Here is a 17000-nt window from a genome sequence, read left to right on the forward strand (position 1 = left end):
ACCCGACATTTCTTGTCCAGTTATTGGCAGCTGATAGCTGAGAATGACATGACTAGCCTTTTCATTTTTTTGTTGATATTAGGCTAACAATCGTTCGGTATAGTTACTTTATTACATATGACTAATAGAAGAGAGGAAGAACACTCATGACTAAGCTTATCAATTACGCACACAGAGGTGCTTCCGGCTATCGGCCGGAGAACACAATGGCTGCATTCGAGCATGCCCTCGCGCTTGGAGCTACAGGGATCGAGACGGATATCCAGATGACCAAGGACGGCAGACTCGTCCTCATTCACGATGAGAGCCTGAAGCGTACAGCTGGATTAGACGCATTAGTGGCTGCGGTGGATTATAACGAGCTGCAGCAGCTCGATGCTGGAGGCTGGTACGCTCCTGAATTCAGTAAGGAACGTGTTCCTGCGCTGGAGCAGCTGCTTGAGCTTGCCCAAGGCACCGATACGATCCTGAATATCGAGCTTAAGAATGGCATTATTCGTTATCCAGGCATCGAGCAGAAGATTATAGATACCGTGCGTGCATACGGTATGAGTGAACAAATCATTTTGTCCAGCTTCAATCATTATTCCTTAGCAGAGTGCCATCAGCTTGCTCCGGAGATTGCTACTGGCATTCTATATATGGAAGGGCTGTATCGCCCTTGGGATTACGCGCGAACAATCGGAGCTACTTATCTTCATGCGAATCATTATGCCGTCATTCCGGAATGGGTCACTGAAGCTTCACAGCACGGCATTCACTACAACCCGTTCACCGTCAATGAAGAGCAGACCATGAGCCGTCTCATTGCCATGGGAGTCGCTGGTATTATTACCGATTACCCGGATCGTCTGGCTGCCTTGCTATAGGAGATTCAGGAGAGGAGCTTGTCATTCATGAAAAAAACGTGGCTGCTTGGCTTCGGATTTTTTAGCATCAGCATTACTTGGGCTCTGTACAATGCATTCGTACCTTTCTTTCTAGATAAATTTCTAGCGAGCACCGCATTAATCGGCTTCATGATGACAATCGATAATTACTTCGCCCTGTTCCTCCAGCCATGGATCGGCAGCCGCAGTGACCGTTCGGACACCCGCTTCGGCAAAAGAATGCCCTACCTGCTCATCGGCATGCCGCTCGCAGCGGTATTCGGAGCACTAATTCCCTGGTATACCAGTCTGCTGACGCTTGTGTTGTTCATGGTACTGATGAATCTCTCGATGAGCCTCTATCGTTCGCCTACTGTCGCGCTAATGCCCGACATTACACCGGAGAGCAAGCGGACACAGGCGAACGGCATCATTAACTTCATGGGCGGCATCGGCTCCATCATTGCGTTCGGAGCAGGATCTATGATGTACCAAGCACATCCTTCGCTCCCTTTTCTAGCAGCTTCGATTCTGACATTGCTGTGTCTGTTCATCTTACTGCGAACCATCAAGGAGAAGAGAGATACCCTCTCCTACAGCGTCTCGGATAAAACCACATTCTCCCTCCGGGGAGAATGGAATCGACCGACGATATTCCTGCTCGCGGCGATCTTCTTCTGGTTCCTGTCCTATCAAGGTGTAGAGGCCTTCTTCACCTTATATGGCAAGCATCATTTGGGGCTGTCTGAGAATGACTCGGCATTCTCGCTTGCTTTTTTCTCACTGGCGTTCGTACTAGCAGCTATTCCTGCTGGCTTACTCGGCAACCGTTTCGGCAAAAAAGCAATCATCGTATGCGGTGTGGCTGGCTTAATTATCGTATTCGGCCTCATTACTACAGTAGAGTCGCTGTTAACGCTGCGACTAATGCTATTGGCAGGCGGAATCTGCTGGGCGCTTATTAATATCAATTCCTATCCGTTCATTATTGGCCTTGGCAAGCCAGACAGCATCGGCACACGCACAGGCATGTATTATTTCATCTCGTCCCTTGCAGCAATCGCTTCTCCACCGCTGATGGGCAGATTGATCGATTTATTTGACTATTCGATTCTATTCTACTGCTCTACTGGCGGTATGGTGCTCGCTCTGCTGCTAATGATAGGTGTCAATGATAGTGGACGCACGAAGGCCATTCCTCCGCAGGAGCAGGCTTCGAGCGTGTAATCGAACGCACAAAGGTCAACCAGCATAGCTCGCTGGTTGACCTTTGTGTTATACGATGAATTAATGTATTTCTTTCTTCGCAAAATTGCCGCCTAGTACGTCCGATACATGCTCAATAGCAATGAACGCCTTCGGATCGATATCATGTACGATGGACTTCAGCTTCGCTACTTCAAGTCGGCTGACTACGCAATAGACCATCTGCGTTTCCTCGCGTGAGTAACCGCCTCTTGCTTGAATGAAGGTCGTGCTGCGGCCCAGACGCGTCATAATCGTCTCGGAGATTTCATCATACTCTGGAGAAATAATCGTGACCGACTTCGATTCCTCGATACCTTCTACGACAATGTCCATGACCTTGGTCGCTATGAAATAAGTGACCATCGAGTACATCGCAGAATCCCATTCGAACACAAAGCCCGATAGAATGAAAATAAATACGTTGACGATCATAATAATCTGGCCGACAGGCATCTGGAATTTCTTCGATGCTAGAATCGCCACGATCTCTGTACCGTCGAGTGATCCGCCGAAGCGGATAACGAGGCCTATGCCTCCACCGAGTATAATTCCGCCGAATAAGACAGCAAGCAGCTTCTCATCGGTGAACACTTCAACATGATGCAGCATCTGAGTTGTGAATGACATAACAACGATACCGTATAAGGTCGATATAGCAAAGGTTTTACCGATCTGCTTGAAGCCTAAGAACAGGAATGGCAGGTTGAGAATAAGGATAAAAATACTGATTGAGGTTCCGAGCAGCTCTGCTGCCATAATGGAAAGACCGGTAATTCCTCCGTCAATAACGCTGTTCGGTACGAGGAATAGCTCCAGTGCAACACCCATCATTATAGCACCAATAGTAATGAATAAACCTCTCTTTAAAATCTCTAAAACTGTTAACTTCTTGTGTGCCTTTGCCATCCTTAACCTCCGTGCTTTTTTAATTAGACTAGCACAATAATTCATCTTTTTCAAAAGTAACATGAGGATAAAAGAGGCAAAAGCAGAGTAAAGCGCTTTCTATTTCTTCACCGTTTAGAGGGGTTTCCCCCTCTATCTGCAGTACTCAAGTGGAGCTGGAGATGCTATTGATTTCTACAGCTGTAATGGAATCTGCGTCAGTAATCGCATCCAGCTGCTTCGGCAGCTTCTTGCGCTGCATCCAGCGGATCGTAACGAGCAGTGTGCGATATGCCTCATCCAGCAGCAGTCCGGCGAGGACGCCGATAATGCCCCAGTCGAACACGATAGCGAATACATAGGAGCCTCCAACAGCGAACAGCCACATCCCAACGAACGTATTCACAGCCACGAATTTCGCTTCCCCCACCGAGATCAGCGAGTTCGTAATGGCGAATGTCCACGTCCGCATCGGCTGCCATACGATACACAGAGCGAATAATGGAAGCGCTGCGGCTATAATCTTAGCATCGCTTGTGAATAAACGCAGCGTCGCTTCACCCCATACATATATCGCAGCGGACAGTGCCAACACGACTCCCATACCGATAAGCGAGCCCTTGAAGGGCGCTCGGAATACGGTGTTATACTTCTTAGCACCGTACAGCTGACCGACTTGAATCTGCACCGCCTGACCTGCCGATGAACCAAGCATCCAAGGGAACTGCTGGATGACATTCATATAGGTGTAGGCGGCAAGTGCTGTCGCCCCGAGTGAAGAGACGATAGATAGCAATACAATTTGAGAGTACCCCCATGAAGCGGCAGTTACTGCTGCTGGCAGGCCGATCGCAATCATCTCTCGAAGCACCGGAATATCGAAGCCGCGAAGATCGAGCCTTCCCAGCATAGGCTGGAAGGAATGTCTCAGCAGCCATAGGCTGGATCCAAGCGCAATAAGCCTGCTGATAATAGTCGAGATACATACGCCTAGCAGTCCCAGCTTCGGCATACCTAACGCTCCGAATATTAAGCCATAATTAAGAATGAGATGAATAATATTCATCCCTACTGCAATCAGCATAGGACTTTGGGTATTGCCCGTATTGCGGACAATGGAGTTAGCCGTCATATGCAGAAGCGTCACCACCATTGCAGCCCCTACAAGGCTCAAATAGGTAACCGCATGCGGCAGCACCTCCTGTGGTGCGTTCATCAGCTTCAGAATCGGCTCCGCAGCGAAGAATAAGACCAGACTTAGCAAGGCGCCGGCTGCTGCATTTATTTTCAACGTCATGATCGCTGCGATCCGGGCCTCCGCCAACTTGCCCGCCCCCCACTTGCGAGCGACTACGACACCTGCTCCCCCATTCACAACGACGAAGACCGTCATAAGCGTCTGTATCACTTGGTTGGATAAGCCGACTGCCGATACGGCATTGTCGCCAACTCTGCTCACCATGATCGAATCGGCGGTGCCCATTAGAACCTGCAGCAGCATCTCCACTGCAATTGGCCAGGATAAATGCCATAGCGATAATGGTCTTGCACTTACACTTCCATCTGTTTGTTTATTACGCATGCTCCGCCTTACTCCTCCTAGTTGAATCTTGCTCGATTGTGCTGTATTCTTCTCAATATATACGTCCTAACTGCCTAAGTCTTAGCTATTCTTGTTATATATTGGTCCAATCTTGCTCTAATAGAAGGAGTAATCGGTTACATGCGTGACAGTCTATGGGAGGATACGAAGCTCGTTGACCTGGGCTTTCCTATTAACGTCTTCGAAACGGAATTTACGGGGAATCAATTTCTGCCCATGCATTGGCATGAGCATTTTGAGCTTATCCTCATTGAGAAGGGAGAGGCGCTGTACCAGATCGGAGGTCAGCATATACACGCCTCGGAGGGTGATCTGCTGTTCGTTAACAGCGGGGAGCTTCATGCTGTTCATACGAAGCAGCCTCAGCATGCTTTCAAAATATTCGCCATTGTATTTAATCCAGCCCTCCTAGGACATAGAAGCTCTGATCCACACGCCATTGATCTTGTAGCCCCGTATACGGAGGGCAAACAGCTGATCGCCAACCAGATCGACCGCGGGGACGCTCACTATGAGCTGTTCATACGAACGATACGTTCGTTAATCGAGGAATTTCAGGGGAAGCAGCGAGGCTATGAGCTTACTGTTCGTGCCTACTGCCAGCTCATATTCAGCTGGCTGCTCCGTCATTATACCGTCAAGCAGCGCAGCAGCAGCGAGATGCTCGAGTACGACAAGCACGCCGACTCCTTCAAGAGCCTGCTGCTGCATATCGAAGAGCATTACATGGAGCGGATAACGGTGGAGCAAGCGGCGTCATTCGTGCATTTGAGCAGCTATCATTTTTGCCGGATGTTCAAGCGCATGACCGGGCAGACGCTCGTCCAATTCGTCAACCGCTACCGGATTAATCAAGCCGATTATCTGCTCAAGCATACCTCATTATCCATTACCGAGATCGCTGACCAGGTAGGCTGTGGCAGCATCAACCGCTTCTCCAAGCTGTATCGGCAGCTCAAGGGATGCTCCCCCAGCAGCGTCAGGCATGAGCCGCAATAACTCTCCCCCTGCTCCAGAGCATCCCGTGCATATTCACAGAATTGAAGCGACGCCTCCACATCAAGCATCCGCTTGCGCAGCAGCAGATACCTTCCGAAGGTTGTCGCTCCCTGCCGCAAGCAGGGTACGGTGGCTGCTGTGCAAAATGCGGTATAAATAAAGCAGAAAAGGCGGTACAGGAGCTATTCCTGTACCGCCTTTGTGCTTTTGCAAGAAGAGAAAAACTGCGATTGTACCTTCGTTTATTTCTCAATCTGTCTTTGGTCAGATTTAACTGCGAAGATGCATTCTTTCGCTCGGCTTCCCTCTTATAGAGGCATTACAAGCCTAAATAACTGCATGATCGGAGGTTTATCCTCCACATCTAACCAAAGCATAGAAAATAACTGCATATTTGTATTCTTCTAAGTAAACACCCTTATTCAGCCCTACTTCAACTTCCACAAGGACGGTACGTTCGCCGGTTCCCAGCTAACTATCGAAGTGTGACTCTGTAGGCATACATAAGTACCGCCGTTGTAGGTTACCTCATTGCCTACTGCATAGGCCACTCCTGGCGCCCATGCTGCTGCCGTGCTTCCACCGCCTGAAGAGACAGCACTTGTTGTTGCTGTGACAGCTGTGCTTGCAGCAGATGAATTCCCAGCTGCATCAACAGCCTTCACCGTGAAGGAATAAGCCGTTGATGCTGTTAAGCCGCTTATCGTCGCTGTCGTTCCTGTAACACTCAACATTTGGCCGTTTCCATAGGAGATAACGTAGCCGGTTACGCCAGCATTATCTGTGGACGCTGTCCAGCTTAGTCCTATACTCGTCGCTGCCATACTTGTCGTCTGCAGTCCAGTTGGTACGCTTGGTGCTGTCGTGTCTGGTGTCGCGCCTCCAGTGCTGCCGCCGCATTCACCGATATATTTCCATACGCCCCATTGACCGCTTAGATCAGGCCGATCGCCCTGCGTCCACCAATTTGCTTCGTACAGCTTGCCGTTGTAAGAGACCTGCTGACCTCCTGTGAATACAGCAGTTGCTGTCCAAGCTGTTGCAGAGCATCCAGCGACAGCATCTGTTGTGGCCGTGACTCCACTGCTTGCCGCCGATACATTGCCTGCTGCATCCTTTGCTTTAACCGTGAACGTATAGGCCGTTGATGCCGTTAAGCCGCTTACTGTCGCAGTCGTTCCTGTTACATTCAAGGTCTGACCGTTGCCATATGTCACCGTGTAGCCGGTTACGCCAACGTTGTCCGTGGACGCCGTCCAGCTTAAGCTTACACTCGTTGCCGTCTTGCCTGTCACCTGTAGGCCAGTCGGTACGCTTGGTGCCGCCGTATCTGTCGACGCTGCATTGGTCGTAACAGCCACACTACCGCTCGCCGCCGACACATTGCCTGCTGCATCTTTCGCCTTGACTGTGAATGTGTAAGCCGTTGATGCCGTTAAGCCGCTTACTGTCGCTGTTGTGTCTGTCACGTTCAAGGTCTGGCCGTTGCCATAGCTCACCGTGTAGCCAGTTACACCAACATTATCTGTCGACGCTGCCCAGCTTAAGCTTACACTCGTTGCTGTCTTGCTGGTTACCTGTAGGCCAGTCGGCACGCTTGGTGCTGTCATATCAGCAGGCCCCGTTCCACCGCCTACCTGCAAATCCGTTCCCAGCTTATTAAGCAGAACCTTCTGGCGATCTCCGCTGAACTCCCAGAACATCGCCCCTCCTAGCCCTTTGCTCTTAATAAAATCCGTCTTGTAGCCGAAGGATTCTGTGTCATCATACGAAATGAATACGCCATTGCTAGGGTTATAGAGGAATGGCACCTTCGCGACATTATTCCAATAGCGGGTGTAGCCGTTTTTATTAATATAATTAGCTTCAAGGTCGTAATAATCGAAGCTGCCTTTCTCCCATGTCCCAATATTCGCTGTGCCCGTGCAGCCCTGATATTGTCCGTTGCCAGTCGCTGCACAGCCTGTCCATCCGCGTCCATAGAATGGCATGCCAAGGACGATTTTGCTTGCAGGAACGCCTGCCGCCAGATGCCCGTTCACCCCTGCCTCCACGTTAAACGAGGCTGCATTCGGGATACCCGCCGCGGCTGCAGCTGGATCAGCGTACAATGGAGCATTATGCCCACTGATAGATTGCCAGCCTCCGTTGAAGTCATACGTCATAATATTGATCCAATCCAGAATATTCGCCACTGCCGCAAGCTCCGTGTTTGTTACATAAGAAGGTCCAGCGCTGGATGCGATAGTCAGCAAGTACGATTTGCCATCCACTACGCCTGCTGCATCCAGCTTATCGCGGACTGCCTGTAGCAGGAGTGTGAAATTCTGCTTATCCTCTGGTCGCACACTGTTGCCAGCAAGCCCGCCTCCAACGGGGTACTCCCAGTCCAGATCGATGCCGTCGAATTGATAGCTGCGCAGGAAGTCCACCGCCGAATTCGCGAATGTCTCCCTTGTAGCCGCACTTGCAGCCACATCCGAGAAGCGGTTAGACCATGTCCATCCACCGACGGAGATAATCGTTTTTAAGTGAGAATTCGCTTCCTTGAGCTTAATCAGCTGCTTGAAATTGCCTCGCAGCGGCTCATCCCAGGTATCTCCGGGGTTGCTTTTTTGCGCATCAATCCAAGGGTCACCCATAACTATTGTGCCATTCGGAGCATTGATCGTGCCTACCTCATCCTGACAAGTCCATGTCACTGGGTTCGGCCCTGTTGGGTCTGGATTGCCATGTATTCCGTTCCAACAGATGTCTGCGAACGCATAATTGATGTGAGTTACCTTCGATACATCCATGTCATACACTTGATAATTGCGCCCATAAGCTCCCCATGATGGATAATAGCCAACAATTTTGTAGTCGGTCGCCGCCTCTACTCTACTAATTCCTAAGCCAGCGATAGAAAGAAAGGATAATAGCATAGACGTGAGAAGACTAGCAACAACGAGCGTACGGATAGATTGCTTAGCGTTCTTAATCAATTCTCTTCCTCCTCTTTATTAGCGAATATTTGCTTTCATTTACCATTTTCATAAAAAAGTAATAATTAAAAAAGGATAATATTCATGTATATCAGGGGTACTTTCATCTATGTAATATATTTCCATGCCAAAAGGCATAAAAAAACAAGCCTCCCATCACCACCTTCGCGAAAAATAATTCTTCCGAACTAATCGCTAGTTTGATGACTTTCGGCCTGCTGTGATAGAGAAATAGTCTTGGTTGGGGGTGGGGGCAAAAAGAAAGACCTTGAGGAGTAGACGCCTCAAGGTCAAAGTTTTAATTTGTTGATAAAATCACCAAATGAATTGCAAATATAAACGTCTTCTATTCCATCATTTGAACAAGGTCTGCATAAAGCTATCGAAGGTGTATTCCCTCGACGATAATCGAATATTTCAAAAATTAATTAATCATTTAATCCCTTTCCATCGAGAATTTGCTGCATATATTTTTCAACCCTTGACTCTCGAGTTTTAGCTTGTTTAGGATCAGAGAAATAAAGAATGTACGCTCTTTGCCGTCCGGGCGTCAATGCTTCAAAGGCAGTTTTCAAGGCTGGGATTTCATCCCATTTATTTTGAAATTCTTCAGGAATTTTATATTCTGCATGCTTTTTAAAATCCACTTCCAAACCAGCTTTCTCAACTTCAATGGCTTCAACAATATAGGCTTTCAAAATATCTTCCATTTCAACTATTTGTTGAACATTGGTGAATCGAATCTGGCGTCCCGCCTGTACATTCTCCGTTTGTTGGACTAGGATACCGTGAGCATCTTTTAGCAAGGCACCTTTGTGAAACAGAAGCGCACAGTATTCTTTGAATCCATGTATTAAAACGATGTTTTTATTCTGAAACGTATAACAAGGATGCATCCACTTAAATTCTTCAGTCAGCTCACAGTCAAGAACAATATCTCTTAGCTTTTCATATTCCTCTTTCCACTTCTTAGATTTGCTTAAATATTCATCAACCTTAGAATTCGTTCTAGTAGTTGTCATCAAAGAATCCCCCTCTTCATCATGCGATTCTTACACGGTATTCGAATCTTCACTTACCTTATGTATTTAATTCTATATATCGTTCATCATAACCAGGTTGTAAGCATGTATATACGGGTTTTGACATCTCATCCTCACAATCATTTTCCCATATCACTGTTAATTTTCTCTTTATGTTTTCCAGTTAAATCTGTTTGATAAACCGCTCCCCTTCATCTGATAAATTAGTAAAAGTCCGTGTGTGTACGGTGATGCAAGAGAAATATCATAAGGGGTGATGAGGATAAGTTCTTTCGGGAAGTGCCGACTTATTCATTCCTTACTGGGGATAAAAGAAAAGACCCGGTCAAAGTAAAATAATTAAACTATTCCAAGCATTCCTTTATCTACAGGTTTAAGATGCTTAAAATACCCATCCTCATAAAGCCTAGATATGATTTCCTTGATATTTTCAGTGTTTACTTCAGTCACTAACACTAAATTAGGTTCAGTAGAATAGTACCCATACTCCTCAACTTCACTTTCAAAATCCTGTTTCAATTTAATAATGTCATATATTCTGGGGTTGTAATAATCTTCTTGAATCTTCACAAAAACATCAAGCCGATATCCCTTACTTACTGCTTCATATTCGGCCAACTCGGTATTTTCTATAAAAAAACTGAGAACTTCTCCATACTTTCACCCCTCCTTAATTATCTTGTTACCCAACTTCTCAATGAGAATTCCCCGACCATTTCTTTACCGTCCAGACTTACTCAATAAAGGTTTATAGTTTCTTCTACTAAAATTCTTTTATCCAAACTACTTTCTATTTATTGCATATTTATTTTGAGATAGATATTTTACACAAAGGAAGTATGGAGCATGGATATGAAAAATGAGTTGAGTAATGTGAAAATTATCCAATGATTTCTCCTAATCCAATTTATGCGCTGATCCTAGACCTGAAACATCCGTATGCAATATTTTCTGGAGCTGATCATCTATATTATTCGATTGTGTTACAATCGGTTGTTTTGTATACTATTCTCCGTTTTTTATAATTCCTTCGCACGATAAAATGAGCGATGACTGTTTGTGTACAATCGCAACACGTTTCTATAAGTATATCATGCCACCATTATACTGGATACTATTGGAAATTTATACGCTTATTTATTCCAGATAACAGATGACGTTAACTAGCTTCCATATGATACTGACAACCGCTAATACAAAAAGATAACCACATGTAGTTGTTCACTCACATGTGGTTATAGCTATGATTACTCTGATCTAATATGCAATCCATTGCTCTTGGATTTCAATTTGCTTACGTGTGGGTACATTGGCTGACTGTATAGCCTACTACAATTCCGAGCAGTATCAATGGACGTTAAAAAAGATGACCCCGACGAATTCAGAGGTCATCTCATTACTGGCTAAGCCTAAGGCTGTCTGTTATAAGGTGTTCACTAATAGGGGCATCCTCAGATAATGCCTCCATTAACTCTCACTCTAACCGCGCGCACGAAACCTCTCCAGCTCTGCACGAACTTCCTCTACCGTGTCCAGATCAAGTACTCGCGCTGCCAGCTCCGAGCATTCCTTGCGGCTTAGTCCCGTCACAACCTCCTTGATTCTACCCATTGCTGTAGGAGCCATGCTCCATTCATGCAAGCCGAGACCTACCAGAAGCGGAGCTGCTAGCGGATCTCCAGCCATACTACCGCACATACCCGTCCATTTGCCCGCAGCTTCCGATGCATCGATAACCGTCTTAATAAGACGCAATACAGCCGGGTGGAAATAGTCATACAATCCTGCAACCCGCTCATTCATTCGGTCAACTGCAACGGTGTACTGAACCAGATCATTAGTGCCAATGCTGAAGAAATCAACTTCCTTCGCAAAACGGTCCGCCTGGACAGCTGCCGACGGAATTTCCACCATGATGCCAACCGGCACATGCTCCGCCATCGCCGCCCCTTCCGCTGCAAGCGAGCTGCGCGCTTCTTCTAGAAGTGCTCTAGCTTCCCGCAGCTCCCGCAGACCCGATATCATCGGGAACATCACATGAACGCTGCCGTGTGCGCTAGCTCGCAATATCGCCCGCAGCTGCGTCAGGAACAGCTCCTTGCGGTCCAGACAGAGCCTAATGGCACGGTAACCAAGGAAGGGATTCAGCTCATGAGGCAGCTCCAGATAAGGAAGCTCCTTGTCACCGCCAATATCCAGCGTCCTAATGACGACAGTCCGCCCCTTCATCGCTACGGCAGCCGCCTTGTAAGCCTCATACTGGGTCTCTTCATCCGGCATCTCCTTGCGGCTCATGAACAGAAACTCCGTCCGATACAGCCCTACCGCTTCCGCCCCCAGCGCAATCAGCTCCGCCGCTTCCTCAGGCGTCCCGATGTTAGCTGCTATTTCAGCCTTGAAGCCGTCAACCGTAATGGCTTCACGCTCTGCGAATACCGATAGCTTAAGCTGCTCCTCCGCAAACGCCTCAATCTGCGTCCGATAGGCAGCCAACGTTTCCTCGGACGGGTGCAGCGCACAGGCTCCGCTTTTCCCATCAATGGCGATCAGATCGCCCGACTCGATGGAGTCGATGATATCGCCTGCCCCCAGAACAGCCGGAATGCCCAGCGAATTGGCCAGAATAGCGGTATGTGATGTTTTGCCACCGACACGTGTTACGAATCCGAGCACAATCTTCTTGTTCAGCTGTACCGTATCCGAGGGTGAGAGATCGTCAGCGATCAAGATGACCTCTTCATCAATGTCGGAAAGCTTGCCACCGCCCTCTCCACTGAGATGCATCAGCAGACGGCCCGCCACATCACGGATGTCAGCAGCTCTCTCCCGCATATATTCACTAGCCATACTCTCGAATATCGCAGCCGTTTGCAGAGCAATCTGGCGTACAGCCGTCTCTGCCGTACAAGCTTCAGAAGCAATGGTCTGTTCCATACGAGGATAGAAGGAGGGGTCAGCCAGTATGCTGATCTGTCCCTTCAGAATGACCGCTTTTTCTTCACCGGCCGTCAGTGCTGTATGCTCAGCCAGCTTCTCCAGATCCTCCAGCGCACAACCCTTGGCTGCTGCAAGCCGCTGCTCTTCAGCTGCGGGGTCCTCGCTTTTGCCTTCCTCTATGTTGTCTATCGTGATCGGCTTGTATACAAACGCCTTCGCGATTCCAGCACCCTCCGAAACACCCAGCCCTGTAAAAACAACCTCCGCAGCGCCGGCTTCGATGCCTTTGGTCATATCTGCCGCCTCCTTTCATCCTCCATGCTGCCAGTCAAATGCAGACTATGCTTCTCCAAAACCGGTTTCCACCAAGCCTGCCAGCGCTGCAATAGCTTCCGCTTCATCCGGGCCTTCAGCGGAAATGATGATTTCACTGCCTTTTGCAAGTCCAAGCGTCATCAGCCCAAGTATGCTTTTGCCATCTGCAACCGAATGCGGCTCTTTCACTGTAATCGTAACGGTTGAGCTGAATTTCGCCGCCTGCTCCGTGAACAATTGGGCGGGCCGGATATGAAAACCGCTTTCGTTAACAATCTTAATTTCTTTAGTCATCATCGTCTGTCAAATCCCTTCTTATCGTGAAATGTTCTCTTCGTTAGCGGCGCTCTAGATTGTTCCCAGCAGCTCCAGCAGCTCAGCCGAGCTGTTCACAGCCATTAGGCTGTTGCGGAAATCCTCATCGATCAGCTTGCGTGAAATTGCGATCAGAAGTTTCAAATGTTCGTTGCCTGCCGCTTCCTCCGGCACTGCAATCATGAACGCCATGTGTACAGGCTCGCCGTCAAGAGACTGCCAATCTACCGGAGCACTGAATTTGGCAAAAGCCAGTCCCGGCTTCGCTACACCCGCCGACTTGCCATGAGGAATGGCAACGCCAAAGCCGATGCCCGTTGAACCTGTTTGTTCACGTACATGCAGAGCCTCTATATAAGCGGCTTTGTCCGTTACCGTGCCGCTCTCGGCAAGTGCTCCGGCTAATGCCTCAATAGCTGCATTTTTATCAGTCGCATCGAGTGGAATTAGAATGGTTTGTTCGCTTAACAGGTTTGTAATGGTCATGGTCGTTACCTCCAGTATTTGGGATTATATTAAACAGCGAGTGGTTTCTTTACAAATTTCAAGGAAATAGCCGTAACGAGAGCGCCGATCACGATAGCAAGTGCATATAATCCAACATGGCCGACCGCATTAGGTATGAGCAGTACGAACGCGCCTCCGTGTGGAGCTTGAAGCGTCGTATGGAATACCATCGACAGGGCGCCCGTTACCGCCGAGCCTGCCACCAGACAAGGAATGACACGCAGCGGATCGCTTGCCGCGAATGGGATCGCACCCTCTGTAATGAATGAAAGTCCGAGTACCCCTGCCGATTTGCCGGCATCATGCTCTTCTTTCGTGAATTTCTTCGAAGCAATTACTGTTGCCAGCCACAGGCCAAGCGGGGGAGTCATGCCAGCTGCCATTACAGCCGCCATCGGTTCGTACACTTGACTTGCCAGCAGGCCTACTGCGAATGTGTAAGCTGTTTTGTTAACTGGCCCGCCCATATCAATCGCCATCATGCCGCCAAGCAGCAGACCAAGCAGTACCGCATTGCCCGAATTCAGCGATTGGAGCCATAGCGTGAGATGATCCATAACAAATTTAATCGGTTCGCCTATCACATAAATCATCAGAAGTCCGGTAACGCCGGATGCAATCAGAGGAATGAGAAGAATCGGTTTCAGACCTTCAAGGTTGCGGGGCAGCTTGATGAGCTTCTTCAGATAGAGTGCCACGTAACCTGCCAAAAATCCTGCCAATATTCCGCCCAGGAATCCAGCTCCCAGCTGCGAAGCAAGCATACCGCCGATCAGCCCCGGTGCCATACCCGGCTTCTCAGCAATCGAGAACGCAATAAATCCGGACAGGATAGGAACCATTAACGCAAATGCGGCGCCGCCACCTATACTCATCAAAGCTGCAGGCAGAGTTCCTTCTTCTTCAAACGCTTTAATTCCGAAAATGAATGAGAGTGCAATCAACAATCCGCCAGCGACAACAAGCGGCAGCATCGCCGATACACCCGTCATCAGATGTTTGTAAAAGGGAGAGCGTGTTTTCGTTTTCACTGCACCGGCTGCTGACGCCTCAGAAGCAGAAGGCTTTTCCACTGTCACAGATGCCGTCGCTTCCATTGCGAGCGCTTGCTCAATTAAGCCTGAAGCATTACGGATCGCTTGCGCAACTGGCACCTTTACAACCAGCTTCCCTGCAAAACGTCCCTCCTCCACATCTGTATCGGCAGCCACAATAATCGCATGCGCCTCCGCAATTTCTTGCGCTGTAATCTCATTTTCAATACCGACTGCACCGCGCGTTTCAACCTTCAGCTCGATGTCCTTCAGCTTCGCTGCTTTAAGCAATGACTCGGCAGCCATATAAGTGTGTGCTACCCCAGTTGGACAAGCGGTAACCGCATATATCTTTTTCATCGTTATTTCCCCCTTAAACGGATGATGTACGTTCCGTAATCCTGCTAATCTGCACAGCAGCGAGCTTTGCTTCCACCTCCGGCAGGCTGCAGACATTTGTCCCCGGCTTTGAAGCGGTTATAGAGCCGGCTGCCGTCGTCCACCTTGCCGTTTCCTCCAAGGTCTTGCCATACAGCAAGCAGTGTGCGAGCGCAGCTACCATCGAATCACCGGCGCCTACCGTACTAAGCGGTACAATCGGGAACGGTCTGGCACGAACTGCTTCTTCCCCGCTGACCAATATGGAGCCTTCCGCACCCATCGACACGATCACATATCTGATGCCCTTGTTCAAAAGCCCCCTTGCCGCTTCCACGATCTGCTGATCACTCTCAAGCTTCTGCTCAACAAGTGCTTCAAGCTCGTGGAGATTAGGCTTTAACGCGAAGGGGTGAGCCTCAATTCCATTCCGGAGCGCTTCGCCATCCGCATCGAGTATCGTGCGAACCTTGTAGCGGGCTGCAAGCTCGATGAGCTGGCGGTACAAATCCTCTGGTGCCCCGGGTGGCAGGCTGCCTCCGAGAACGAGCACAGACGCAGATTTCAGTGCTTCCTCCATCTTTTGCAAAAAATCGTTCAGCAGCTCTTCCGTAATCACAGCCCCCGGCTCATTCAGCTCGGTCGTCTGCTTGGTGGACTCATCCACAATCTTTAGATTTGTTCTAGTCCGTCCCCATGCTTCCAGGAAAACAGTCGGTATACCATGCTGTTCTACCATCCGTCTTAGCAGCTGTCCCTCTTCTCCGGCCTGAATGCCCCATGCGGTTACGTTCTCCCCGAAGCTGATCAGTACCTTCGCTACATTGATCCCTTTGCCACCGGCATCCAGCCTAATATCCTTAATCCGATTCAGCCCTGCAATCGTGAACGTATCCACCGTAACCGTCTTATCCAGTGCCGGATTCATGCTTACCGTGATAATACTGTCTTTCATCATCATCGTTCCTTTGCAATTGTGACCTGTATGCCTTCGGCTTCCATTTCCTTAACAGCCTGTTCCTTGATGCCCACATCCGTAATACAGTGATGAATGTCCGAGAAATCAGCTACCTTCGCAAAAGATACCTGACCATACTTGCTGTGGTCTGCAAGCAGAATCACTTGTTTAGCCGAATGGATCATACGCCGCTTTGTTTCTGCTTCGATAAGATTCGGTGTCGTTAATCCGTTAACCGGATCAAAGCCGTTAATCGCCAGAAACAACTTATCTACACGAATGGAGCTGATCGCGCGATCTGCGAATGGCCCCACCATCGCTTGTGTCTCTTGCCTTAGAGCACCACCGGTTAACATAAGCTCAATGTTAGGCTGATGATGAAGCTCCTGCACAACCATGACCGAGTTCGTGATGACCGTCAGTTTATTGAAAGCATGAAGCCGTTCAGCCAGCTTATTGGTTGTCGTTCCCGAATCGAGAAAAATCGTATCCCCGACTTCGATCAACTTCATTGCCGCCTCTGCAACCGCTTCCTTTTGTGTGTTGAAGCGATCACTCTTTTCGATAAAGGAAGGCTCCCGGTTATCCTGGATACCCGATGAGACTGCACCGCCGTGGGTCCTGCGCAGCAGCTTCGCTTCTTCAAGATCCCTGAGATCCCTTCGTACTGTAGACTCAGATACCTGGAACTGCTGTGCCAGCTCCGGTACTGAGGCTCTTCCTTTCTGCTGCACATATTCCGTCATTTCACGTTTGCGTTCTTCTTCAAATAGCAAGCTCATCAGCTTCCTTCCTGATGTGGCGTTATGTTATTATCCCCGCTCATATTAGACTGATTCATGATTTTTTGTTGATATTTATGATTATATATGATCATTTATAACTTGTAAAGCGATTTCATGGATGTAATGATCATACTTGAGCG

Annotated in this window: 15 protein-coding genes; 3 read left to right on the forward strand and 12 right to left on the reverse strand. The window is 48.6% G+C overall.

Annotated elements, in window-relative coordinates; genetic code table 11:
• The first annotated feature begins 146 nt into the window (after window positions 1-146).
• Complete coding sequence (locus AC6ESP_RS20730) at window positions 147-869, forward strand: glycerophosphodiester phosphodiesterase (protein WP_497098643.1); 723 nt, start codon at window positions 147-149, stop codon at window positions 867-869.
• A gap of 27 nt (window positions 870-896) precedes the next feature.
• A complete protein-coding gene (locus AC6ESP_RS20735) occupies window positions 897-2096 on the forward strand; it encodes an SLC45 family MFS transporter (RefSeq protein WP_497098644.1) in 1200 nt (399 codons plus the stop codon).
• 60 nt (window positions 2097-2156) lie between these two features.
• Here AC6ESP_RS20735 and AC6ESP_RS20740 read toward each other — a convergent pair whose 3' ends face one another.
• Together AC6ESP_RS20740 and AC6ESP_RS20745 are read right to left on the reverse strand one after the other, a co-directional pair.
• A complete protein-coding gene (locus AC6ESP_RS20740) occupies window positions 2157-3023 on the reverse strand; it encodes a YitT family protein (protein WP_497098645.1) in 867 nt (288 codons plus the stop codon).
• 145 nt (window positions 3024-3168) lie between these two features.
• The gene (locus AC6ESP_RS20745) at window positions 3169-4584 is read right to left on the reverse strand and encodes an MATE family efflux transporter (RefSeq protein WP_497098646.1); all 1416 of its coding nucleotides are present in this window, start codon (window positions 4582-4584) and stop codon (window positions 3169-3171) included.
• 141 nt (window positions 4585-4725) lie between these two features.
• Between AC6ESP_RS20745 and AC6ESP_RS20750 the strand changes: the two genes are divergently transcribed.
• Window positions 4726-5604 carry a helix-turn-helix transcriptional regulator gene (locus tag AC6ESP_RS20750; RefSeq protein ID WP_497098647.1) on the forward strand — a complete coding sequence of 293 codons (879 nt, stop codon included), beginning with the start codon at window positions 4726-4728 and terminating at the stop codon, window positions 5602-5604.
• Window positions 5605-5664: 60 nt separating this feature from the next.
• On the opposite strand, the gene AC6ESP_RS20755 is transcribed toward AC6ESP_RS20750, so the two are convergent.
• The 10 genes from AC6ESP_RS20755 to AC6ESP_RS20800 all read right to left on the reverse strand — a co-directional run bounded on the left by AC6ESP_RS20755 (window position 5665) and on the right by AC6ESP_RS20800 (window position 16857).
• A complete protein-coding gene (locus AC6ESP_RS20755) occupies window positions 5665-5817 on the reverse strand; it encodes a hypothetical protein (RefSeq protein WP_497098648.1) in 153 nt (50 codons plus the stop codon).
• A 215-nt stretch (window positions 5818-6032) separates the two neighbouring features.
• Window positions 6033-8528, reverse strand: a complete 2496-nt coding sequence (locus AC6ESP_RS20760) for a glycosyl hydrolase family 18 protein (RefSeq protein ID WP_497098674.1) — start codon at window positions 8526-8528, stop codon at window positions 6033-6035.
• A 488-nt stretch (window positions 8529-9016) separates the two neighbouring features.
• Window positions 9017-9610 carry a YdeI/OmpD-associated family protein gene (locus AC6ESP_RS20765; RefSeq protein ID WP_497098649.1) on the reverse strand — a complete coding sequence of 198 codons (594 nt, stop codon included), beginning with the start codon at window positions 9608-9610 and terminating at the stop codon, window positions 9017-9019.
• Window positions 9611-9970: 360 nt separating this feature from the next.
• The gene (locus AC6ESP_RS20770) at window positions 9971-10249 is read right to left on the reverse strand and encodes a hypothetical protein (RefSeq protein ID WP_497098650.1); all 279 of its coding nucleotides are present in this window, start codon (window positions 10247-10249) and stop codon (window positions 9971-9973) included.
• Between the two features lie 861 nt (window positions 10250-11110).
• Window positions 11111-12862 carry a phosphoenolpyruvate--protein phosphotransferase gene (gene ptsP, locus AC6ESP_RS20775; protein WP_497098651.1) on the reverse strand — a complete coding sequence of 584 codons (1752 nt, stop codon included), beginning with the start codon at window positions 12860-12862 and terminating at the stop codon, window positions 11111-11113.
• A 45-nt stretch (window positions 12863-12907) separates the two neighbouring features.
• The gene (locus AC6ESP_RS20780; RefSeq protein ID WP_497098652.1) at window positions 12908-13180 is read right to left on the reverse strand and encodes an HPr family phosphocarrier protein; all 273 of its coding nucleotides are present in this window, start codon (window positions 13178-13180) and stop codon (window positions 12908-12910) included.
• A gap of 51 nt (window positions 13181-13231) precedes the next feature.
• Entirely contained in the window at window positions 13232-13684 is a 453-nt protein-coding gene (locus AC6ESP_RS20785) for a PTS sugar transporter subunit IIA (protein ID WP_497098653.1), read from the reverse strand.
• Between the two features lie 29 nt (window positions 13685-13713).
• Window positions 13714-15099: a PTS fructose transporter subunit IIC gene (locus tag AC6ESP_RS20790; protein ID WP_497098654.1), complete on the reverse strand. Its 1386-nt coding sequence runs from the start codon at window positions 15097-15099 to the stop codon at window positions 13714-13716.
• 13 nt (window positions 15100-15112) lie between these two features.
• Entirely contained in the window at window positions 15113-16078 is a 966-nt protein-coding gene (pfkB, locus tag AC6ESP_RS20795; RefSeq protein WP_497098655.1) for a 1-phosphofructokinase, read from the reverse strand.
• The gene (locus AC6ESP_RS20800; protein WP_497098656.1) at window positions 16075-16857 is read right to left on the reverse strand and encodes a DeoR/GlpR family DNA-binding transcription regulator; all 783 of its coding nucleotides are present in this window, start codon (window positions 16855-16857) and stop codon (window positions 16075-16077) included. Before AC6ESP_RS20800 ends, pfkB begins: the two co-directional genes overlap by 4 nt.
• Between the last annotated feature and the right edge of the window lie 143 nt (window positions 16858-17000).

Source organism: Paenibacillus xinjiangensis (genome assembly GCF_059686975.1).

Excerpts from the sequence above, each read along its gene's own strand:
- AC6ESP_RS20730 (WP_497098643.1), top strand. The coding sequence starts at position 147 with ATGACTAAGCTTATCAATTACGCACACAGAGGTGCTTCCGGCTATCGG.
- AC6ESP_RS20735 (WP_497098644.1), top strand. The coding sequence starts at position 897 with ATGAAAAAAACGTGGCTGCTTGGCTTCGGATTTTTTAGCATCAGCATT.
- AC6ESP_RS20740 (WP_497098645.1), bottom strand. The coding sequence starts at position 3,023 with ATGGCAAAGGCACACAAGAAGTTAACAGTTTTAGAGATTTTAAAGAGA.
- AC6ESP_RS20745 (WP_497098646.1), bottom strand. The coding sequence starts at position 4,584 with ATGCGTAATAAACAAACAGATGGAAGTGTAAGTGCAAGACCATTATCG.
- AC6ESP_RS20750 (WP_497098647.1), top strand. The coding sequence starts at position 4,726 with ATGCGTGACAGTCTATGGGAGGATACGAAGCTCGTTGACCTGGGCTTT.
- AC6ESP_RS20760 (WP_497098674.1), bottom strand. The coding sequence starts at position 8,528 with ATGCTATTATCCTTTCTTTCTATCGCTGGCTTAGGAATTAGTAGAGTA.
- AC6ESP_RS20765 (WP_497098649.1), bottom strand. The coding sequence starts at position 9,610 with ATGACAACTACTAGAACGAATTCTAAGGTTGATGAATATTTAAGCAAA.
- ptsP (WP_497098651.1), bottom strand. The coding sequence starts at position 12,862 with ATGACCAAAGGCATCGAAGCCGGCGCTGCGGAGGTTGTTTTTACAGGG.
- AC6ESP_RS20780 (WP_497098652.1), bottom strand. The coding sequence starts at position 13,180 with ATGATGACTAAAGAAATTAAGATTGTTAACGAAAGCGGTTTTCATATC.
- AC6ESP_RS20785 (WP_497098653.1), bottom strand. The coding sequence starts at position 13,684 with ATGACCATTACAAACCTGTTAAGCGAACAAACCATTCTAATTCCACTC.
- AC6ESP_RS20790 (WP_497098654.1), bottom strand. The coding sequence starts at position 15,099 with ATGAAAAAGATATATGCGGTTACCGCTTGTCCAACTGGGGTAGCACAC.
- pfkB (WP_497098655.1), bottom strand. The coding sequence starts at position 16,078 with ATGATGATGAAAGACAGTATTATCACGGTAAGCATGAATCCGGCACTG.
- AC6ESP_RS20800 (WP_497098656.1), bottom strand. The coding sequence starts at position 16,857 with ATGAGCTTGCTATTTGAAGAAGAACGCAAACGTGAAATGACGGAATAT.